At 35.6% G+C, this 17,972-nt stretch carries 22 protein-coding genes and 1 pseudogene; 2 read left to right on the top strand and 21 right to left on the bottom strand.

The genetic code is table 11. The annotated features are described in order from the left end of the window. Positions 1-133 precede the first annotated feature (133 nt). From PU629_RS09060 to PU629_RS08985, 16 genes are all read right to left on the bottom strand, one after another. Positions 134-775 (bottom strand): HAD hydrolase-like protein, encoded by a 642-nt coding sequence (locus PU629_RS09060; protein WP_275283944.1) that lies wholly within the window; start codon positions 773-775, stop codon positions 134-136. A 922-nt stretch (positions 776-1,697) separates the two neighbouring features. Then, positions 1,698-2,090 (bottom strand): GNAT family N-acetyltransferase, encoded by a 393-nt coding sequence (locus PU629_RS09055; protein ID WP_275284389.1) that lies wholly within the window; start codon positions 2,088-2,090, stop codon positions 1,698-1,700. Between the two features lie 115 nt (positions 2,091-2,205). Next, positions 2,206-2,667: a hypothetical protein gene (locus tag PU629_RS09050; RefSeq protein WP_275283943.1), complete on the bottom strand. Its 462-nt coding sequence runs from the start codon at positions 2,665-2,667 to the stop codon at positions 2,206-2,208. A gap of 137 nt (positions 2,668-2,804) precedes the next feature. Beyond that, on the bottom strand, positions 2,805-3,500 hold the full coding sequence (locus tag PU629_RS09045; protein ID WP_275283942.1) for an HAD family hydrolase: 696 nt from the start codon (positions 3,498-3,500) through the stop codon (positions 2,805-2,807). Positions 3,501-3,624: 124 nt separating this feature from the next. Next, positions 3,625-4,368 carry a VanZ family protein gene (locus tag PU629_RS09040; protein ID WP_275283941.1) on the bottom strand — a complete coding sequence of 248 codons (744 nt, stop codon included), beginning with the start codon at positions 4,366-4,368 and terminating at the stop codon, positions 3,625-3,627. Between the two features lies 1 nt (position 4,369). Next, positions 4,370-4,696 (bottom strand): PadR family transcriptional regulator, encoded by a 327-nt coding sequence (locus tag PU629_RS09035; RefSeq protein ID WP_275283940.1) that lies wholly within the window; start codon positions 4,694-4,696, stop codon positions 4,370-4,372. A 185-nt stretch (positions 4,697-4,881) separates the two neighbouring features. Continuing rightward, positions 4,882-5,403, bottom strand: coding sequence for a GNAT family N-acetyltransferase (locus tag PU629_RS09030; protein ID WP_275283939.1), 522 nt, complete (start codon positions 5,401-5,403; stop codon positions 4,882-4,884). Positions 5,404-5,541: 138 nt separating this feature from the next. Beyond that, complete coding sequence (locus PU629_RS09025) at positions 5,542-6,273, bottom strand: class I SAM-dependent methyltransferase (protein WP_275283938.1); 732 nt, start codon at positions 6,271-6,273, stop codon at positions 5,542-5,544. Between the two features lie 784 nt (positions 6,274-7,057). Continuing rightward, positions 7,058-7,453, bottom strand: coding sequence for a MerR family transcriptional regulator (locus PU629_RS09020; protein WP_275283937.1), 396 nt, complete (start codon positions 7,451-7,453; stop codon positions 7,058-7,060). Between the two features lie 77 nt (positions 7,454-7,530). Continuing rightward, positions 7,531-8,397 (bottom strand): aldo/keto reductase, encoded by an 867-nt coding sequence (locus PU629_RS09015; RefSeq protein WP_275283936.1) that lies wholly within the window; start codon positions 8,395-8,397, stop codon positions 7,531-7,533. A gap of 173 nt (positions 8,398-8,570) precedes the next feature. Further along, positions 8,571-9,098 carry a DUF5412 family protein gene (locus PU629_RS09010; protein ID WP_275283935.1) on the bottom strand — a complete coding sequence of 176 codons (528 nt, stop codon included), beginning with the start codon at positions 9,096-9,098 and terminating at the stop codon, positions 8,571-8,573. Between the two features lie 119 nt (positions 9,099-9,217). Beyond that, positions 9,218-9,469, bottom strand: a complete 252-nt coding sequence (locus tag PU629_RS09005) for a hypothetical protein (protein ID WP_275283934.1) — start codon at positions 9,467-9,469, stop codon at positions 9,218-9,220. After that, positions 9,450-9,677 (bottom strand): hypothetical protein, encoded by a 228-nt coding sequence (locus PU629_RS09000; RefSeq protein WP_275283933.1) that lies wholly within the window; start codon positions 9,675-9,677, stop codon positions 9,450-9,452. Before PU629_RS09000 ends, PU629_RS09005 begins: the two co-directional genes overlap by 20 nt. Positions 9,678-9,786: 109 nt before the next feature. Further along, on the bottom strand, positions 9,787-10,788 hold the full coding sequence (locus tag PU629_RS08995; protein ID WP_275283932.1) for a phosphotransferase: 1,002 nt from the start codon (positions 10,786-10,788) through the stop codon (positions 9,787-9,789). A 144-nt stretch (positions 10,789-10,932) separates the two neighbouring features. Beyond that, positions 10,933-11,475 (bottom strand): nucleoside/nucleotide kinase family protein, encoded by a 543-nt coding sequence (locus PU629_RS08990; RefSeq protein WP_275283931.1) that lies wholly within the window; start codon positions 11,473-11,475, stop codon positions 10,933-10,935. A 70-nt stretch (positions 11,476-11,545) separates the two neighbouring features. Beyond that, entirely contained in the window at positions 11,546-12,406 is an 861-nt protein-coding gene (locus tag PU629_RS08985; protein WP_275283930.1) for a hypothetical protein, read from the bottom strand. Positions 12,407-12,684: 278 nt separating this feature from the next. On the opposite strand from PU629_RS08985, the pseudogene PU629_RS08980 reads away from it, so the two are divergent. Beyond that, positions 12,685-13,188: pseudogene (locus tag PU629_RS08980) on the top strand (recombinase family protein). Here the strand turns inward: PU629_RS08980 and PU629_RS08975 are convergent. Next, positions 13,133-13,441, bottom strand: a complete 309-nt coding sequence (locus tag PU629_RS08975; protein ID WP_275283929.1) for a UPF0158 family protein — start codon at positions 13,439-13,441, stop codon at positions 13,133-13,135. The pseudogene PU629_RS08980 and the gene PU629_RS08975 overlap by 56 nt on opposite strands. A gap of 391 nt (positions 13,442-13,832) precedes the next feature. Next, entirely contained in the window at positions 13,833-14,147 is a 315-nt protein-coding gene (locus PU629_RS08970) for a hypothetical protein (protein ID WP_275283928.1), read from the bottom strand. 444 nt (positions 14,148-14,591) lie between these two features. On the opposite strand from PU629_RS08970, the gene PU629_RS08965 reads away from it, so the two are divergent. Continuing rightward, complete coding sequence (locus PU629_RS08965) at positions 14,592-15,089, top strand: GNAT family N-acetyltransferase (protein WP_275283927.1); 498 nt, start codon at positions 14,592-14,594, stop codon at positions 15,087-15,089. A 266-nt stretch (positions 15,090-15,355) separates the two neighbouring features. On the opposite strand, the gene PU629_RS08960 is transcribed toward PU629_RS08965, so the two are convergent. The 3 genes from PU629_RS08960 to PU629_RS08950 all read right to left on the bottom strand — a co-directional run bounded on the left by PU629_RS08960 (position 15,356) and on the right by PU629_RS08950 (position 17,970). Further along, entirely contained in the window at positions 15,356-15,589 is a 234-nt protein-coding gene (locus PU629_RS08960; RefSeq protein ID WP_275283926.1) for a hypothetical protein, read from the bottom strand. A 729-nt stretch (positions 15,590-16,318) separates the two neighbouring features. Further along, positions 16,319-16,963, bottom strand: coding sequence for a pyroglutamyl-peptidase I (gene pcp, locus PU629_RS08955; RefSeq protein ID WP_275283925.1), 645 nt, complete (start codon positions 16,961-16,963; stop codon positions 16,319-16,321). A 41-nt stretch (positions 16,964-17,004) separates the two neighbouring features. After that, entirely contained in the window at positions 17,005-17,970 is a 966-nt protein-coding gene (locus PU629_RS08950) for a DUF979 domain-containing protein (RefSeq protein ID WP_275283924.1), read from the bottom strand. Positions 17,971-17,972 lie beyond the last annotated feature (2 nt).

Below are 17,972 nucleotides of genomic sequence, written 5' to 3'. Positions count from 1 at the left end.
CTGAATCATTACCTAAATATCCGAATATTCCACGATTTTAACGTAGCGCTATTTTCCATTTTATATTAAAAGCGTCTTTGCAAACACGCGTCGATAGTTGCAGCGCAATCCTTCGTATTCATTTACTTCTTTGTTAATTGTGTACTTTTAATTTAGGTAAAATTGTCTTTAATTCATTTAAGTCATCTATTACAAGATCAGCCTGAGAAAGTTCATCATCTTTTGCAAAATCGAAATTGCATCCAATTGCAACTAATCCATTAGCTTTCGCTGCATTAATATCAGATAAGCGGTCTCCAACTACCGCCCCATTAGTTATTTCATACTTATCCAAAATACTTCGAACTAAATCTGATTTATTTAACGAATCGATTTGTTGAATACTAAATGTTTCAGTGACCCAATTATCCAAATTATAATAATAGACAATGGTTTTCAGATACTGAGATAAACCATTACTGGCTATGTAAATTGAACAATTATGTTCTTTTATAAAAGTAAAGATTTCCTTTACATTAGGATATAAAGCCCCTTTCCCATCTCTTATATTTTCTATTAATCTTTCTAGAAAATAAGCATCCGTTTGTTCCCTTTCTTCAATGGAATGATAGGGTAGCAAGGTTTCCCATACTTTTGGTAAAGGCACACCCATAATTTGGCGATATTTATCAATAGGTGTTACAGTATCCCATTTATTAAGTGATCGTAAATGGTTAAATGTGTCTTCAAGTGATATTTCTAAAATTTTATTAGTTTGAAAAAGTGTTCCATCCATAACCAACTACTCGAATTGTTTTTAAAGAACAAATTCAGTACGTCTAAAGGGGATTCATATAAAAAATATAACGAACCCATGCTAAAGTCACCACCATGGTGCATTTTGAAATAAGCCATGTGAGGAGTTATGAGAAGTCCAAGGATGCACACGATTAAAACGGATAGCAAATCTTTTATACTGGAGCCTTGAGACTTTAATGCATATCGACCCACAATTATAAATAAGATGGGTGTGGCGATAAGAATCGGAATTGAAACCACTAAATTCCACAAGAGCGCTTGACTCAAGCTTGATAAAGAATCTAAAAAGTATACAACTATTCCAATTACAATGTAACACAGGAGAGAAAACCAATTGTTTGTCAAAAAGTGCATATCTTTCTCCTTTCTCTTCCTCATTAATACTTTCAGTTTATTTTTTATTGGGCATACCTGAACCTTTACTTTAAACTAAATTTTCATAACACTTGCTTTAATTTTAACATAAAACCCAAAAATCCCCTTTAAATCTTCCAATTAAAAAGATCCGGCACTCTGGATAAGTTATTAGCAATGTAATTCACACCATAAATCACATGCTCTACAATAATTAATTCCACCCGTGTGAATTGTAGTGTTATTTTGTATGTGAATTAGTTAGAAAAATGGATGTAACCCTTTAAAGAAAAGGAAAAACGCACATGAGAGTGTAAATCATGTGCGTTTTAGCAATTGTTTGAACCTCTGAAGTGAACCCGTTATCTTACTTCCAATACTTTTATTTCTATGGCTTGGCGTTACTCCAATACAACCAACAATTTCATCTTCAACCCTATACGCAAATAGTTTTCTGGCGGGCAATTCCAGATATGCTTGATATTCTAGGCTAATGTTTTTTTCAGAAGTTTACTTATAATTTACTTTTGTCTTAATTTCGTTGACTAATTATTTCCTGCTTTTCTATGTAAAACAAACTGGGATTTACTGAAATCGAAGCCATTTTTCTCATAAAATGGAATTAATTCTTCTTCACAAAACAAACTAATTATATCTATGTGTGTAAGTTCATCCAATAATCGTGATATAGGTTTAAGACCAATTCCTTGTTTTTGATAGTCATTATGTATGACAACATCTTCAATGTAGGCCCTAAATTTCCCGTCTGTAACGGCCCTTGCAAATCCTATTAGAACTTCATCTTTCCATGCTCCGACTGACACTTCACTTCCGAGCATTTTTTCAATCTCTTGTTCTTCTCTTTCTTCCCACCAGCCTGCAAGATCATAAAGTTTTATAATTTCAATGGCCTTAATAGGTTTTTCAGAGAAACTCATACATTTAACTGTCAATTGTCTCAACCCCATCTTCTTATTGGACGCCCCTTAACCGTTAGCGCAACAAGTTAAATGCGCAATTGCTAAACACTCTCTCGTTTGGACAAGTTTAAAATCATAATTTGATGCCTTGAGTCTTGGATTGGATAACAAAACTGTTAGACCCTAATTTAAACTGCCCTACATCAAATTCCTCTTTATCAATCAAATCTTTAAAGGGTGTAGGTATATTGCCCATCTCGTTCAATTTTTCTAATGTTAGGGGGAAATTGTTTTCGTTTGGATTGGGTGTATGAATATAGACGGCATCTTGACCTGCGTCTCCACCATCCCATAAAATCCAAGATTGATACGGTTTATCAAATGTTTCCAACTTATCTAACACCTTTTTATATAGAGTTAAGTATGCTTTGAAATGCTCTCTTCTAAGTTTTATACTTTCATTACCAACACCATACCAATCAAGATGAATATGGTAAAAATCAAACCATGATACCTTATCAAGTTCCAATTGGAACGAATTTACTTTTTTCCATAAGTTACGAAAATACCTCTTTTTCCCGCGAAACTTCTTCAATTTGTACCTCCAATGTCACTTGTTCTCTTCTTATACCTTCTATTCGTTTATCACATATGAAAGGAGGTTACCGGACCACCCCGCAATGTCCAACCAAAGTAACACTTGCAATAAGACTAATTTTTTTAAAGTAGTTATCAAATTCTTTTTTTATCTTGTAAGATTGGTTGTTTGTTCAAATCCCTAATAATTGTAGGTACTTCTGATAAATCATTAATAATGAAGTCTGCCTCTACATCATTCCATTGATGATCCTTTTTCCAAAAGGCCTTCATACCTACATTTTGAGAAGCCTTAATGTCCGTATCAGGATGGTCTCCCATAAAAATGCACTCATTAGCCGATAAACCAAGTTTCTTGAGAGCTCTGTAAAATAGTTCAGGGTTTGGTTTTTTTACTCCTTCCCATTCGGACACCAATATCACATCAAAGTAGTCTTCAATGCCCAAAGCCTTTATATTATCCATCTGAAATTGGCCATACCCATTCGTAATCATCCCTAAATAAAGATTACTATGTTTTAGTTCCTCCAGCATTTGATTAAGGTGATCAAATGGAACACAATGATTCTTAAATTCAGCAAGGTAATCCTGAAGCAACTCATCTGGGGTTATTCCAACAATGTTAAGTTCATCAACGAGCTGCCGATAAACTTTATCTTTCCAAACATACCCTCTACAATCCAATTCTATAAATCTTTCCACATACTTTTCTTTTGGGATATGTCCTAAATGATTAGTTAATCTCTCATATTGATTATTAATATAGTTCCTTAATGATTCATCCCTATTTAGCAATGTCCCATCTAAATCAAAAATAGCAGCTTTAATCATTGGACTATTCCCCTCCCTTCTATCTTATCTCCTTGTTTACTAACCTGACACCAAAAAGAAAGGAGCCAGAAAGATTACGAATCTTTAGCTCCAGAATCCGAGTTGAAGATAAATACTCTACACATTAAACAAAATCTTTAATCTTTTTGCCAAAGCTAATCTGAACAATTCGAGTTTTTTCATAAAGAAAAACTCCCAAAGTAACACCAATCATTCTTAAAATAACATTATCAATATTAACCATTCCCGTAGAAGTGAAAAGTTGGATAAATTCAATCCCAACTAATAACACAGTTACAAAAACAAACAAATTCCTCTTTTTACGAAAAAATGGAAATAAAGCTAATAGGAAAATACTCAACGGAATGAAAAAGGCTATATTACCAAATAAAAATTTAAATGTAGCAAAATGATAATTCCCCCACCAAAAATTAGCTAAATTGCTATTTAAAATAGTCTTAAAGGGTATTAGATTATATGTAGGTGTATCATGTGAAAACATCCAATGATAATTTTGGTACCTTTGGGTTGTAAAATTTTTTGTAGGGACGTTGTATATAATACAACCGATAAAAAGTTTAAATAAGATTGTCATTATGTAAGGAATAAACAGGCCCCAAGACACCATGCGAGCAAAATACTTCTTGGGAAACATATCCTTTTGTAATTGCTTTCCAATAGTTTTACTATCTCCAAATTCTTTGATGCACTTTTTCTCTGCGTCTTCCTCAAACATTCCCTCTTTCATATAATTTAATTTTGCCAGCGTTAAATGATTATAAAATTCATCATATAAATCCTGCTTTGTTGCCTTGTCCATGTCAACGCCGTTTAACAATTCTTTTAAGTAAAATTCAATAGCTGACATTTCAATTCACCCCCGTACACAATTGAATTAATTTGTTTACTTCCTTCCATTCTTGGACTTGTTGATCGAGTTGTAATAACCCTTTTTGCGTGATGTGGTAGTATTTCCTTCTTCCTCCAAGACTCTCTTCATCCCCCCAGTAGGACTCCAGATAACCTTTTTGTTCCAGTCGTTTTAAAGCTGAATAAAGTGTGCCTTCACTCATTGTATAAGCATCATTGCTTTTCTTCTTTATTCCTTGTGTTATTTCAAAGCCATACTTATCTTGATGACTAAGTTCAGAGAGAAGCAAAATATCAACGCTTCCTTTCAATAGCTCCTTTCGCATATTAAGGAAACCTCCATTCGTATCTACTACTATTATTTAAAGTAACACAATGTACCTCGTTATACAATGCTATTTCCTAGAATATTCATATAAGTCATTTAATTAATTTCGCTTTTAGCTAAATAAGAAAAAGGCGATACCTTTTTTGACGTATCGCTCTCGTTTGTTCAAATAGCCTTCTTGTTTTACACGTGTATCCAAAATCGCAGAACGACATTACCGTTTTCCTCGGTGTAGTTGGTATCCTGAATGCCACCGTTATTGCGTATTGTTTTCTCGGAGCCTGTATTCGTCTCATCACAAACGACTAAGACTCTTTCAATACCTAATTCCTTTGCCTTTTCTAATGACAGTGCTAACAGTTGGGTGGCATATCCTTTTCGCCTTTCTGAAGGTCTAATTCCATACCCAATGTGCCCTCCTGCGTTACGCAAATCGTCTGTGAGACGGTGACGAATATTAACCGCTCCGATAACCTGTTGTTCTTCGTCCATCAACCAGTATGTAGAAGCAGGAACCCAGCCATCGGGCAAATCATCTCCATTCTCAGCATCCAACAGAGATTGAACCATTCCTTGAAAATCGGATGGATCTTTGGAAATCACCCAAGGTATCATCTCTTCTCCGCTATCAACCCACTCCCGATAAAACGACAAATACTCATTCTGAAACTCAGTAGATGGCGTTGACAGATAGACATGCTTCATCAGAATAATCCCCTTCCGCAGCGGTTCAATAATCTCGATCGTCTTTCGCTGCTCTGACAATTTATCGAATAAGAGACAACAAATCTATATTTTGATTTATAACCATTTCGTTTTATCACTTGTACTATCGTCTTAATTTTATTTCACACACGAAAAAACCAATACAACTGGAATTCTCTGTCTTCTTTTGAACTCTTCGTCACTGCTAAAGTATTCTCGTTTCGGTGTTCCTTCTCGCAAATCAACAACGGAAAAACCAGCTTCGGTAAGTGCCTTGAAGTAGCGCTCAATTGATCGATGATATTTTACGACCATCTGATTGATCCAAGGCTCTTTCCGAACGCCTTCAAGAAAATAATCATCCACTATCCAGTTCCCCCTCCTATCTCCTGTTTGTTTGCTTAGAAAGGAGGAAGTCGTAAGAGGATGCTGAACACTAAATACAAACTTTCCATTATCTTTTAATGTTTTATGTACATTGCGGAACAATATATCAATATCTGAAACATAGTGTATCGCAAAACGGGAAGTGACCATGTCATATTGATTGGCAGGGTAGCTGTAGGATTCCATTGTTTCATGATGAATCGTACCGTTCTCCTTAGCTAGATTAAGTTCTGCGGCTTTTACCATCTTTTCAGAACCTTCTATCCCATTGTAGAAACCAGCACCTTGTTTGAGCAGCTCTTTGCCAAACGAAGCATCCCCGCACCCTAAGTCTAGGAAAGTTTTATTCTTAAAATCACCGATGAGTTCAAAAATAATAGGGCTTTCGATAGCTTTATTAGGGCTATCCTTTCGATCTCTTCGTTTCATATAATTTGTAAAAAAGTCCTCATGGTCATAAACGCTCGAACCCTTATATTCCATACGTTTCCTCCCGCTTATTAGTCATCCTGTATGACAACATTCGACTAAGTGGTAGAGTATTCCTTCTATTAAACTAAACTTTTGCCAAATTAACCTTATGCGTGCACAACATGAATTAATACTAAAAAGTTTATTAGGGACATAACGAAACCTACTAGAAACATGATTATTGCAAGACCACTAAGGCTCGTAAAGCTTCCAGTCACAACATCCGCAATAAATTCAACTACTGAAAGAAAAACTGATAGTTGGCGTTGATTTCTCCCAGCCTTTAATCGATTAATTTTAGTCATTAAAAAAACGCTCAGTATCATTAGTAAAATACCAATTAATAACCAAATAAAAGGTTTTAACACCCAATCACCTCTCAAGAAGTATTCGCTGCAAATAATCGGTCGGAATCATTCTCGCTTTCGTTGCTTCATTAAGCCTAGCACTCTCACGTTTATAATCATTGAACTTCTCGAAGAGCCTTTCCTTGTCATAAATAATCACACCTTCTTTCTTTATATTGGAAATCAATTTATCTTTAGTTAGTCGATTCATAAAAATAATATTGATTTTTAAAGGCGTAGACATTTGATTACTAGCATGTTCAATTAAGTTTTGTTGAATATGAGATCATTTTTTGTATCACAACTTCTGACCTTTCATCAATGAAGATGTCATTAAAAGCTACACTGCGTTATTGAAGTCATCAAAAAAAGCTAGCTCACTTGAATTTTCAAGAATCCTTCTTCGACTAACCACTGTAAAATAATTCCAAATATTTATGACATAATTCTTACTCAATGTCCTTAGTAAAACGGCTAATTTCGGTTCGTTTTACTACATCTTGGTATCGATCAAGTTTATCAGACACGACATCCAATGTTTCTTGCAGTTCCTTAATCTGCAATTCTATCTTATGCTTCTGTTCATGGAGAATATCGAAGCAACTCTTATAGTTTCGTTCTGATGCTAAAGTCAAATATCGTTCAATTTCTTTGAGTGGCATCTGGGTCCGTTTTAAATGACGAATGAACAATAACCTTTCGAGATGGACCTCACTATATTCTCGCTTTCCATTTTTCTTTTTCTCCGCAGGGGGCAGAAGCCCAATCTTAATATAATAACGGATTGTGTCATAGTTGAGCCCAGTTCGTTTGGAAATTTCAGCAATTGAAAATGTGACTACCAATACTCTTTCTTCCTTTCTATCTTCTTTCGATTTATCCTTCTACTAAATGAGTTGACTTCCCCTGATGCAATTTGTCATTATATGGCGTTCGAAAGTAATAGAAAATCTTCGTCACTAAGCTCGACGTTTGTTGCAGCAATATTCTCCTCTAAATGGTCGATTGAAGACGTACCAGGAATCGGCAGTATCACTTTTGAGCGTTTTAGTAACCAGGCGAGTGCTAATTGAGACGGTTTGGTACTAAGCTTTGCGGATAAGTCATCAAGTGGCCCGCCATCCCTAGCTAAGACTCCAGTTGCAAGGGGATGCCATGGTATGAACGCAATTCCATTGGCTTCAGCATACTCCAACAAAGGCTCGGCATTCCTATCAAATAAATTAAACCGATTCTGAACCGAGACGATTGGGGCAATCGCATTTGCAGCTTTCAATTGCTCAACATTGACTTCACATAGTCCGATATGACGAATCTTTCCTTCCTCCTTGAGCAAGGCTAATTCACCAATTTGCTCAGCTAGTGGAACTTTCGGGTCAATGCGATGAAGCTGCAAAAGATCAATCTGTTCTAAGCCAAGATTGCGTAAATTGAGTTCCGTCTGCTGCCTTAGATATTCCGGGCGTCCAAGCACCTGCATTTGATTTGGGCCCGTGCGCGTCAATCCGACTTTAGATGCGATGATTAAGTCACTCGCATAAGGATAGAGAGCATGCCTGATTAGAAGGTCGGCAACAAATGGGCCGTAAGCATCGGCAGTATCGATGAAATTTACACCTAACTCGATGGAACGACGGAGCACACGAATGGCTTCCTCCCGATCACAGGGTTCCCCCCATACTCCAGGACCTACTAACCGCATAACACCAAATCCCAATCTATGGATTGGAAGATCTCCGCCTATTATAAAGGATCCTGCCTTTGCAGCAGAAAGTGATTGATTGGACATCTTAACTCCCCCATGAACTATATTATTCTTCAGAAACATTCTAATTGGTGGAGTTAACTCCATGTCAAATGGAGATTTAAAATCACTATCCTTTTTTGTTGTTTTAACAACTGAATTTGTATTAGTTGGTTTAATCTTAATGTCTACTTTAACTATCAAACACACCATTATCATTATTTGTAGCCATAGGTATCTCCGTGATTTAAATTTAGGATATGATTATTAATGGACACCTTACTATTATTTTCCCATTTAACTTTCACGTTTTCCGTTCGTACTTCGTTATAAATCCTTTTCTTAAACCATAGTGGTCCATTAAGTTCACCTAATATCCCAAATGTTCCTGCCGCTCCCATATCCCACCGATAAAAATCAATTGAATAACTATTATCAGACGGGCCTATTGTTTTAATGTATTCATTTGGAAATAAAAACGAAATTAATAGAATCAAAAGTAACCCGATAGATGTTAGAGATGACACTATTAATGTAAGCCAACTTCTTATTTTAACTAGCCAGTTTCTTTTATCTTTAAAGCCAAAAGCCCCTAAAACTAAAGTTAACAAACTCATTAGCAGTAATACATAATTGGGCGGTGCAATTAACCAAGTGTTGTTCATAATGGAATACAATGAATATAATACCAATGCTAAGCAAACAAGTATTAAATAAAAGGACAATAAGTTGTATCTTTTCCCCACGGAATCCCCCCATTATTCATGTATGTCTTAATCTTACCTTTCCAATTAGTACGGTCTCCATACTTTCTTTTCAGCATTCAAAAATCCCCCAATTATAAATTGGCATAGTAATCTCTTCTTCATCTACCCTGACCTGCATTAACACGCCATTCGTTTGGAATAAATTTATATTCTTGTAATTCCTCGGTTTCTAGTAGGCTTTCCCAAACATCCTCATTTGTATTTGCTAATATCTTCTTTACTATCGACAGCTGTTTTTCAAAAAGGGATTCTTTTTGAGCAACTTTTCCTCGTAATCTCGTAGCATCTTGATCCTTTGGATTTTGCGCCAGTAGACAAGTGATAAACGAATTAGCTTGCGATAAGTACAAGCGAATGTTTCCGATGTTTTCTACTAAATGAACCCACTTTAATTATTTCATTTGTTGAAAGCGGAGTAATCATTGCTTTTACACTATCTTCTAATTCATATACAAGTGCTTCTAATCGTTTGATATGATCCGAAAATTGGCTTGATTTGCTTCCCCCCATAAAAACCTTATCTAAATTCCAAACTTTTGGATAGCTTATTTTCTCCATTAGTTACACCCCCCAATATATGTATATTTCACCAAAATAAGAACGTATACGCCTTTTACTACAATCCATCCCATCTTTAACATAAGATAACTGAATAAAAGGTTACTTTTTATTCTATTTCCAACAGAAAAGGGTTCCTATCTAGTAAAGCCCTACAATACTTTTGTGTTACATAAGGTATTCTCCGCTGTATCCATTCGTGAGCTTTTTGGTTATTAACCATAAAACCAAATCCCCCGAAAATAGCTAAAATAAAGCCCGCACTTATTAGCAACTCGTCTTCTTCACTAAGATTTCTTAATGTTTTATAGCCTTCTAACACTTTTTTTCTAAGATTAATATTAAACGATGTAAGAGTAATACCAATATCGAATAGATAATAACCATAACCTGCGAAACCAAAATCAATAGGGATGATAGTGTCATTATTTACAATTATGTTTCCACCTTGTAGGTCAGCGTGTATAATACCCCAATTATTATTCATTTTTGGTGTTCTATCGAAAATAATTTTTATATATTTCATAGTGTCTAAAATCACATCATACTGTTTAGATGTAAATAAATTAATTTCAGCACCATACTGTAATCTATCAGTTAAATTCCTATACTTTTCAATATCGTAATTTGGTCGTATAAATGGTTGTGGGATAGCCCAACTATTTGAAAAATTATGTAATTTTGCTAATACTACTCCTACTTCATTAGCAAGTTTTTCTGAATTAAGTTCCTTTCCTGTATAGACAACGCCTTCTTTCCAAGTAAGGAGTGTTGCCAATGGAATAAGATTATTATCTACATCAACAATTGTAGAAACAAGGTTTCCATTTTGATTTTTAATTGGTTGCTGTAACTGTAAAGAAGTTTGTTCGTTTAAGTTATTTAGCAATTCCATCTCTGCGTTTAGTCCTTCAAAGGTATGCTGTACACCTTGTAGTCCCGAAGTAATCGGAGAATGAATTCGCAAAACATACGAATTGTTGTCTTCATTATTAACTATTTTTAATGTGAGATTGTCGTTATGTCTTATAAAACTTGAAGAATAATTAATAATTCCATATTGTCCCAAAGCAATTTTAATGAGTTTTTCGGGATTATTAGTTTTATTCATTAAATGTATCTCTCCTTATTCTTCTAAAAATAAGCTACTGCTTCTTCAACTTTTCAGAACAATGGTACAATAAGAAAAGGGGATCGACGCAGCAATCACAACTTTAAACAATAGCACGACTTTAGTGGAACAAGGTTAGGTTAATTATTCTTTGTTAACTATATTTCTAGTGATAATACTTACAATCTCAGATATAGGTAACGTCCCATCTACAATGAGGTCAGAATTTGGTTTTATCGTTTTTAGCATACCAAGATAGCCCCGTCTTCCTCTAGCAATATAATTATCTAAATCCAGCAATATATCCTCAGCAGGACGGTCTTTGAAATCTCTAATTATTCTCCGTGCCATTGCAACATCCAATGGTGTATCAACGAACACGGCAAAATCAATGAATTCACTTGTTTTACTATGTAAATAGGCGAAAGGAAAATCTAAAATTATGTAATCTAGAGGTTCATTAAGTAACTTTTTTATATCTTTAATAAGTGGAGATAAGTCCCATTCATCAGGATTACCACCATTATCAATCCAATCAATAATGTCATCTGGGCCGTCAAAATCGTAGTCATCAAAAAATAGTGTTTTACTGTTTTGTAACTTTCCTTTTAGGTTAGAAGTTATTGTTGTTTTCCCCCCACCCGAAACCGCAGCAATTGCAATCACAATCGGAAACTTTCTTTTCATAAACTCCTCCAATTTTAAATGTTCTATTAGTACCTGACCGTTGAAGTTGACGTTTTCTTTTAAGGTCTTTTCACATTAATGTTAATGCAACTTTTTCTATACACTGACAATCATTACCCGTTATCGCCCAAACCCCTTCATCACTTTTAAAATATAAGGTTAAAGTATTATCAATCACCCAAATAACAGGTTCCTCTTTTAATATTGAACGTTTTAATCCAACTTTTTCTTTATTTACCAAAATGTGCGCAATAGTTGGGACGTAAGGAATGCATAACCAACCTAATTCCATTGTTACTCCATCATTCTTATTTATCCAATTCCAATTTTGACAGTTTCTAAATATTGGACGATTATCTTGTGTATAACTGATAATCTCTCCATCAAAAGTAGGAGAGTGGACAACATCCTGACTTAAGCTAACCACGTTTATTTTTAATTTGGGAATTTCTAAAGAGGAAATAACCTTAACATTAGGCATTCCACGAGTTGCTTCACCGTCTAGCATTAGACTATCTGCAATGGAAGGGACATCCCACTCTTTTCTTTCTTCGTCAGTGGTAGAAGATTCAAAACGAGCGAGTCGGATAATGCCTCCTAAATTAACATACTGAGTACCAAACTTTGTGGGCTTTCCTTGTCTTAGTAGCCACCTATCAAGTGCAACTGCACTTAGCCATCTCGCTCGACGGAACCCTAATTCGCTTGCTTTATAGGCAAGTTTATGGGCTGTCCACCAATCATCTAAGGTTTCTCCGTGTTGGAATATGACCGCGGCGTGCGTATAGTCAATTCCTTCTGTGGCTCCGCCTTCATTCAAAATCTCTAATACTCTTCTTCTTCGCATTCTATCTCTCTCTACACGATTTGGTGGCAAATCTGTCATATCACGCTGATCTTCATCACATAATCTTTTTAATTCTTCATTCACTTAATCACCCCATATTTCTTCTTGAAGAATACTGAACCTATAGTTTAAGTGAAAATATTCACAATATTAATTCTATCTTAACATATATATACAATTTATCTCCTATAAAAAGGGACCAGAAACGAACGTTTTAGGAAACATTTTTTGTTGCTTAAAATCCAGTGTTTTTTAATGCTTTTCCATTCCCTAAAACCCATCCCTTTAACAAAATCCCTAAAATTGACCTACCAATCTATTTAGGGAATAATTACATCGAAGGAGATGAGAAAAATAGGGGGATTTTTGGATTTGCAAGAGTATCTACACAAGACCAAAATTTAGATCTTCAAATTGATGCCTTAGAGAAAGCTTGGGCAGTTGTTATTTATAAAGAAAAAATATCAGGAACAAAAAAGAACGCCCTGAACTTGACCAACTTTTAAAAGCCATAAGTAAAGGTGATACTGTCGTCGTTTATAAGTTGGACCGTATCTCATGATCGACAAAGCATCTTATTGATTTGACCGAAACTTTTGAAGAAAAAGGCGTTCACTTCGTTTCAATACAGGATAGCATTGATAATTCACTCAACAGCAATGGGGTGATGTTTCTTTAGGATCATGGCCAGTATTGCTGAATTGGAACGAGACATTATTAGTGAACGTACTAAATCGGGATTACAATATGCAAGAATGAGAGGGAGAAATGGTGAGTAACCCTCAAAAGATCTAAAGTTAGTTGAACGTGTTATAAAGCTTCATTCCACTGATCTTCCAGCTCTAAATCAATTAGTTTATCCTTAAACCTTCTAAAAACACCCTTTCCCCCTATTACCCTGGACAAGGATTCTTGCTTACTTTGATCACTTACTGTTAAACAAAAATTTTCCACCATTGCATATTCATTTATTTCATGCTTATTTGGTAACTCAATATAATTGTCATAGTTTTCAATAACATCGATGGCGACTAATCTATTTTCTTTAACCCATTCTTGTAAATGATCAAATGGTTCATCGTCTTCAGCAGCTCTCAGGTCCTCCGATGTGACCCGCACGATTTCACCAGTTTTTAAATTTAGAAAATGATTGCAATTTTTCTAATTGTATTTCCATTTCTTCCATTAAATCTTTTAGTTTAACCCTAACAACCATTATTACATCTCCTACTTGAAGTTTTCTAATTAAACCCATTAGTCGCAAATGGCTTTCATTTCCACACTCAACTTAGAAATTTTTTCTTAAATGATCTTACTATCTCTGTGGTTTTACTATATACATATTCTTTTACTTTAACATAAGGCATCTATATTTCCCTATCCTATATTTCTTCCTATAAAGACAATCGGATTACGGGGCATTTTAAGTGCTAAAAGAACCTATAATCATCAATGAATAGCATGAAACTGAGGAGGAGAAGCGCATGCCTCTCCTCCTCGTGCGGTCTCTTTAAAGATATGTGATAACCATAACGATAAAGCTGACAATAGTGTAAAGTACAGACCCATAGAAGACAGCACCAACATTTACTCTCATTTCGTTATCATCTTTCTGGATTTTCCAGCTAGTTTCACTTGCCTCTAACGTTGCGAAATTAGATAATGGGCCACCACTACTGTTGGCAAGGAAAATGACAACCGAGAGCCCCAGACCAATAAAAAATCCCCAGCCAGAATATGAGAAAGAAAAGATCAAACTTGCGACCCATACAATTATCCCGATTATAAAAGCTGATAAAATTGACAGGCTCATTATTTTTTTCATGATACCCCTCCATTAATAGTTCTCTATGTCTAACCGATCAAGAATCTTTTTTCTTGATTTTATGACAAATCATATCCCTAATTAGTTTATTGTTCATATTGTGTCGTTGCATCATTTAAACAAGATTAAAATTAAACTCATATTAGAAATACAGCATCAACTCATTTTTTCATTTAAATCCGGGTTGATTATAATTTTCCCATAACCTCCATAATCCGTTATCCCCTTCAACAAATTTGCGCGTTTAAAATTTCCTTTTGAACGTGACGGTATCAACCGCTCTTTTTTTTCACCAAAATTTATCGGCCTTATAAAAGGATGTTAAAAAGTAAGGTCTATTTGTTTTCTAAAATATGGTGAGTTTAAACAAAAAACAAGGTCTTATGGAACTTTATGTTAAAATTATAGAAAATAAAAAGTTTAAAATGGGAGGAGTTGATTACTATGTTAATTCGGGAGATAAGAATTGATGATGCAGAGAATTTGATAACACTAATAAAGGAAGTTGAAGATCAATCTGATTTTATGCTTATGGAGGCTGGTGAAAGAAAAACCACTCCTGAACAGCAACAAAAGCAATTAGAACGAATTAACCAACAAACTAATTCAACACTATTTGTAGCCGAAGAAAATGGTAAATTAGTTGGCTATTTAATTGTCTTGGGCGGAACTGTAAAGAGAACAAAACATTGCGCTTATCTTGTTGTAGGTATCTTACAAGATTATAGAGGACAAGGAATAGGAACAAAATTGTTTGATAACGTAACGAAGTGGGCCCTCAAACATAACCTATCAAGACTAGAACTAACGGTTGTAACCGAAAACAAGGCTGGTGTAGCTTTATATAAGAAAAGCGGATTTGATATAGAAGGGACAAGAAGAAACTCGCTTGTTATTGAAGGTAGAACTTTTAATGAGTATTATATGTCAAAGCTAGTTTAGATTTCTTTTACTTGCAAACGGTATTACGCTTACCTTTCATACTCTCAATTAAATAATCCTAATTCGCCGACAACCTTTTAAGATCTATCACTTGGTTATCAGTCATACTTTTAAAATTAAAGTTATATTTTCCTAGAACATTCTAATAATTAATCATTGAACTAAACTGAACAACTCATTGCATATGAAAAAAAGTGTTGCTGCAGCAACCCGATTATTCAACAAACTCACGCGTTAGTTAAAGAGTCTATTACTAAGGCGCTTTTTTAATAGCCAATATGAATCACGTTCAAATCTTGTAATAATTCTACTAGAGATAATAGAATCAGTGCGATTCCCCAAAAACGATTAGCTTTTGCTTTACCCTTATCATCTAAAATCCAAGATAACCCTAAGAAAAAGAATGCAAGAAAGAAACCGTATTTCCATTGGAAAGTTCCTACGACCAAGCCGATAAATCCTATTATTTGCAAGACGTTTTTAACGTTTTTTAACTTCACACAGATTCCCCCAAACATTATATTTATGTGATATTCATCCATTAAAACGAACCGCCAGCAAAGCGGCGGAACATTCTATATTTTTAGGATAGCATTTTTCTTCCTTTTTTTGTTAGAAAAATTAAAAAGAATCTCTCCACTTGTTATTGAAGAATCGCAAATCGTTTGTTTAAGAACTGGATGCCAATTTTTTCAGACTAGCTAGTGTCCATTCAATAACATCAATCGCAGAATTAATCCGTTCTTTCACATCACAAACAAACAAGCACTTTATTCGCCTGCCCATGTTTTCTGGCAGTTTGCTCAAGTCTCGAAAATGGGACAACACCGAGCCATTTGGATGTACAGGTTTATTATTTACAGCCCAAATACAAATCCGCATACTTAATCTCGACCAAAATACCGTCCCGATACTCCGAACGAAACGGACATCGGTGGTCGGAAATGCGATTCTATAGTTGGCTATTTGTCGGAAAATTTTATTTTAATGTGATTGGTGGCTCTTCCGCCGAAGTGTTCTATTTTCCGCCGAACATCAGGCCATTTGCGTCGAAGTTTTCTTTTTTCCGCCGAATCTCACACCAAAAGCGCCGAACTTCCTCTCATTTTCGACGAACCTAGCTAAAATTTGGAAATCTAAACCAACCCAAATAGTAGCGCCGAACTTCCTCTCATTTCCAGAAAACAAGCTCTGATCTAGGATAGATCAGAGCTTGTTTTAATTGGTGATTAACTAATTTGTCCGCCAGCTTCGACAATATCAGTTTCATGTGAAAGAGTTGTTTGAATGGCGATACGAATAGCTTTCACGATATCTTCGAGGCTAAGTGATGGTTGTCCTGGGTTTCGAACGGCTTGTTCTGGAATGAACGGTATATGAATAAACCCGCCTCGAATGCCTTTATACTCAGTCAAAATGTCCATTAAAGCATAGAAGATATAATTGCACACGTAAGTCCCAGCGGTTTGAGAAACTTCTGCCGGAATTCCTGCTTCCCGAATAGACTTTACAATGGCTTTTATAGGAAGCATCGACCAATACGCTACAGGGCCCTTTTCATTAATTGGCTCATCAATCGGTTGATAGCCTTTATTATCTGGAATCCGCCCATCGCTCACATTAATGGCAACCCGTTCGACACTTATTGCGGAACGCCCACCAGCTTGTCCCACAGATATGACGAGCTCCGGATTAATTTCCTTTATATACTCTTCAAGGACGGGTCTAGCTTCTCCGAAAACAACGGGAAGTCCTTTACTCACAATCTCAGATCCATCAATCGTTTCCCCATTTAAAAGCTTAATAGCTTCAAGAGAGGGATTTAATGGCTCACCACCAAAAGGTTCAAACCCTGTTAATAAAATTTTGCCCATGAAACTCACTCCTTTTTAAGTCAGTATCTTAACTTGATCTTTTAAAAGTGATACACAAGAAAGTACATAAGAAGCGTATCAGCAACAAAAATGGCAAGACCAGTTGGAATTTGCTTTTTCACAACGGCATTCTGATCTTCTAGTCCAAAAAGCATGGCTGGAACTATATTAAAATTCGCGGCCATAGGCGTCATGAGCGTCCCACTATAACCTGCAAACATCCCTAGTGCTGCCATGATACCTGGATTCCCAGCATGCATATGCACAATAAACGGAATCCCAATCCCAGCGGTGATAACAGCAAAAGCAGCGAAAGCATTTCCCATGATCATTGTAAAAAGCATCATTCCAAAGCAATAAGCAAATACAGCCACAAAGGAATTCGAGGTGGGTAGATAGTTACTCACAATTCCTGAAACAACTTTTCCAACACCAGCAGCATTGAAAATTCCGCCTAATGTAGCAAGCAATTGCGGTAATATAACAGCCCATCCAACAGATTGCAATAGACGGCTTCCTTCTTGAACCGGTACACTCCATTTGGCTTTTGTAATCCACATAGCCCCAAAGAAAGCTAAAATCGCCGCAATACCTAATGAAATAAGTGTGATTTGAGTAGGGTCTACAAAATTGACCGAACCAAATTTGATATGACCATAAAGGAGTGTCCCAATCACAGTGAATACCGGAATCATTAAGGCAGGAATAAAAATTTTATTGTTTAACTTATCCGCCATTTTGACACGTTGTTCTTTTGTAGAGGATTCCTTACCGCCATTTTTGACTTGACCTAAGGCTGTCAAAGCAACCATAACCAGTACCAAATAACCGATTACAGAAGCAGGGACCTTATCCCCAATAATAAAAGTGACGCCAAAAATTAACCAAAATAATCCTGATGTAAAGCGTTTGGGATGATCCTTATCAAATAAAACCTCAGCCGCGATGATCAAGACAATGATTCCAATTAAATAATATAAAAACTCCATTCCAAATATAAAATGCATGT

Source organism: Pullulanibacillus sp. KACC 23026 (assembly GCF_029094525.1).
Classification (GTDB): Bacteria; Bacillota; Bacilli; order Bacillales; family Sporolactobacillaceae; genus KACC-23026.
The sequence above is the reverse complement of the archived record's forward strand: the minus strand, read 5'-3'. Positions and strand labels throughout refer to the sequence as shown.

Coding starts and splice junctions, on each gene's coding strand:
- PU629_RS09060 (WP_275283944.1), bottom strand. CDS start 775: ATGGATGGAACACTTTTTCAAACTAATAAAATTTTAGAAATATCACTT.
- PU629_RS09055 (WP_275284389.1), bottom strand. CDS start 2,090: ATGAGTTTCTCTGAAAAACCTATTAAGGCCATTGAAATTATAAAACTT.
- PU629_RS09045 (WP_275283942.1), bottom strand. CDS start 3,500: ATGATTAAAGCTGCTATTTTTGATTTAGATGGGACATTGCTAAATAGG.
- PU629_RS09040 (WP_275283941.1), bottom strand. CDS start 4,368: ATGTCAGCTATTGAATTTTACTTAAAAGAATTGTTAAACGGCGTTGAC.
- PU629_RS09035 (WP_275283940.1), bottom strand. CDS start 4,696: ATGCGAAAGGAGCTATTGAAAGGAAGCGTTGATATTTTGCTTCTCTCT.
- PU629_RS09030 (WP_275283939.1), bottom strand. CDS start 5,403: ATGAAGCATGTCTATCTGTCAACGCCATCTACTGAGTTTCAGAATGAG.
- PU629_RS09025 (WP_275283938.1), bottom strand. CDS start 6,273: ATGGAATATAAGGGTTCGAGCGTTTATGACCATGAGGACTTTTTTACA.
- PU629_RS09015 (WP_275283936.1), bottom strand. CDS start 8,397: ATGTCCAATCAATCACTTTCTGCTGCAAAGGCAGGATCCTTTATAATA.
- PU629_RS09000 (WP_275283933.1), bottom strand. CDS start 9,677: ATGGAGAAAATAAGCTATCCAAAAGTTTGGAATTTAGATAAGGTTTTT.
- PU629_RS08995 (WP_275283932.1), bottom strand. CDS start 10,788: ATGAATAAAACTAATAATCCCGAAAAACTCATTAAAATTGCTTTGGGA.
- PU629_RS08990 (WP_275283931.1), bottom strand. CDS start 11,475: ATGAAAAGAAAGTTTCCGATTGTGATTGCAATTGCTGCGGTTTCGGGT.
- PU629_RS08970 (WP_275283928.1), bottom strand. CDS start 14,147: ATGAAAAAAATAATGAGCCTGTCAATTTTATCAGCTTTTATAATCGGG.
- PU629_RS08965 (WP_275283927.1), top strand. CDS start 14,592: ATGTTAATTCGGGAGATAAGAATTGATGATGCAGAGAATTTGATAACA.
- pcp (WP_275283925.1), bottom strand. CDS start 16,963: ATGGGCAAAATTTTATTAACAGGGTTTGAACCTTTTGGTGGTGAGCCA.
- PU629_RS08950 (WP_275283924.1), bottom strand. CDS start 17,970: ATGCATTTTATATTTGGAATGGAGTTTTTATATTATTTAATTGGAATC.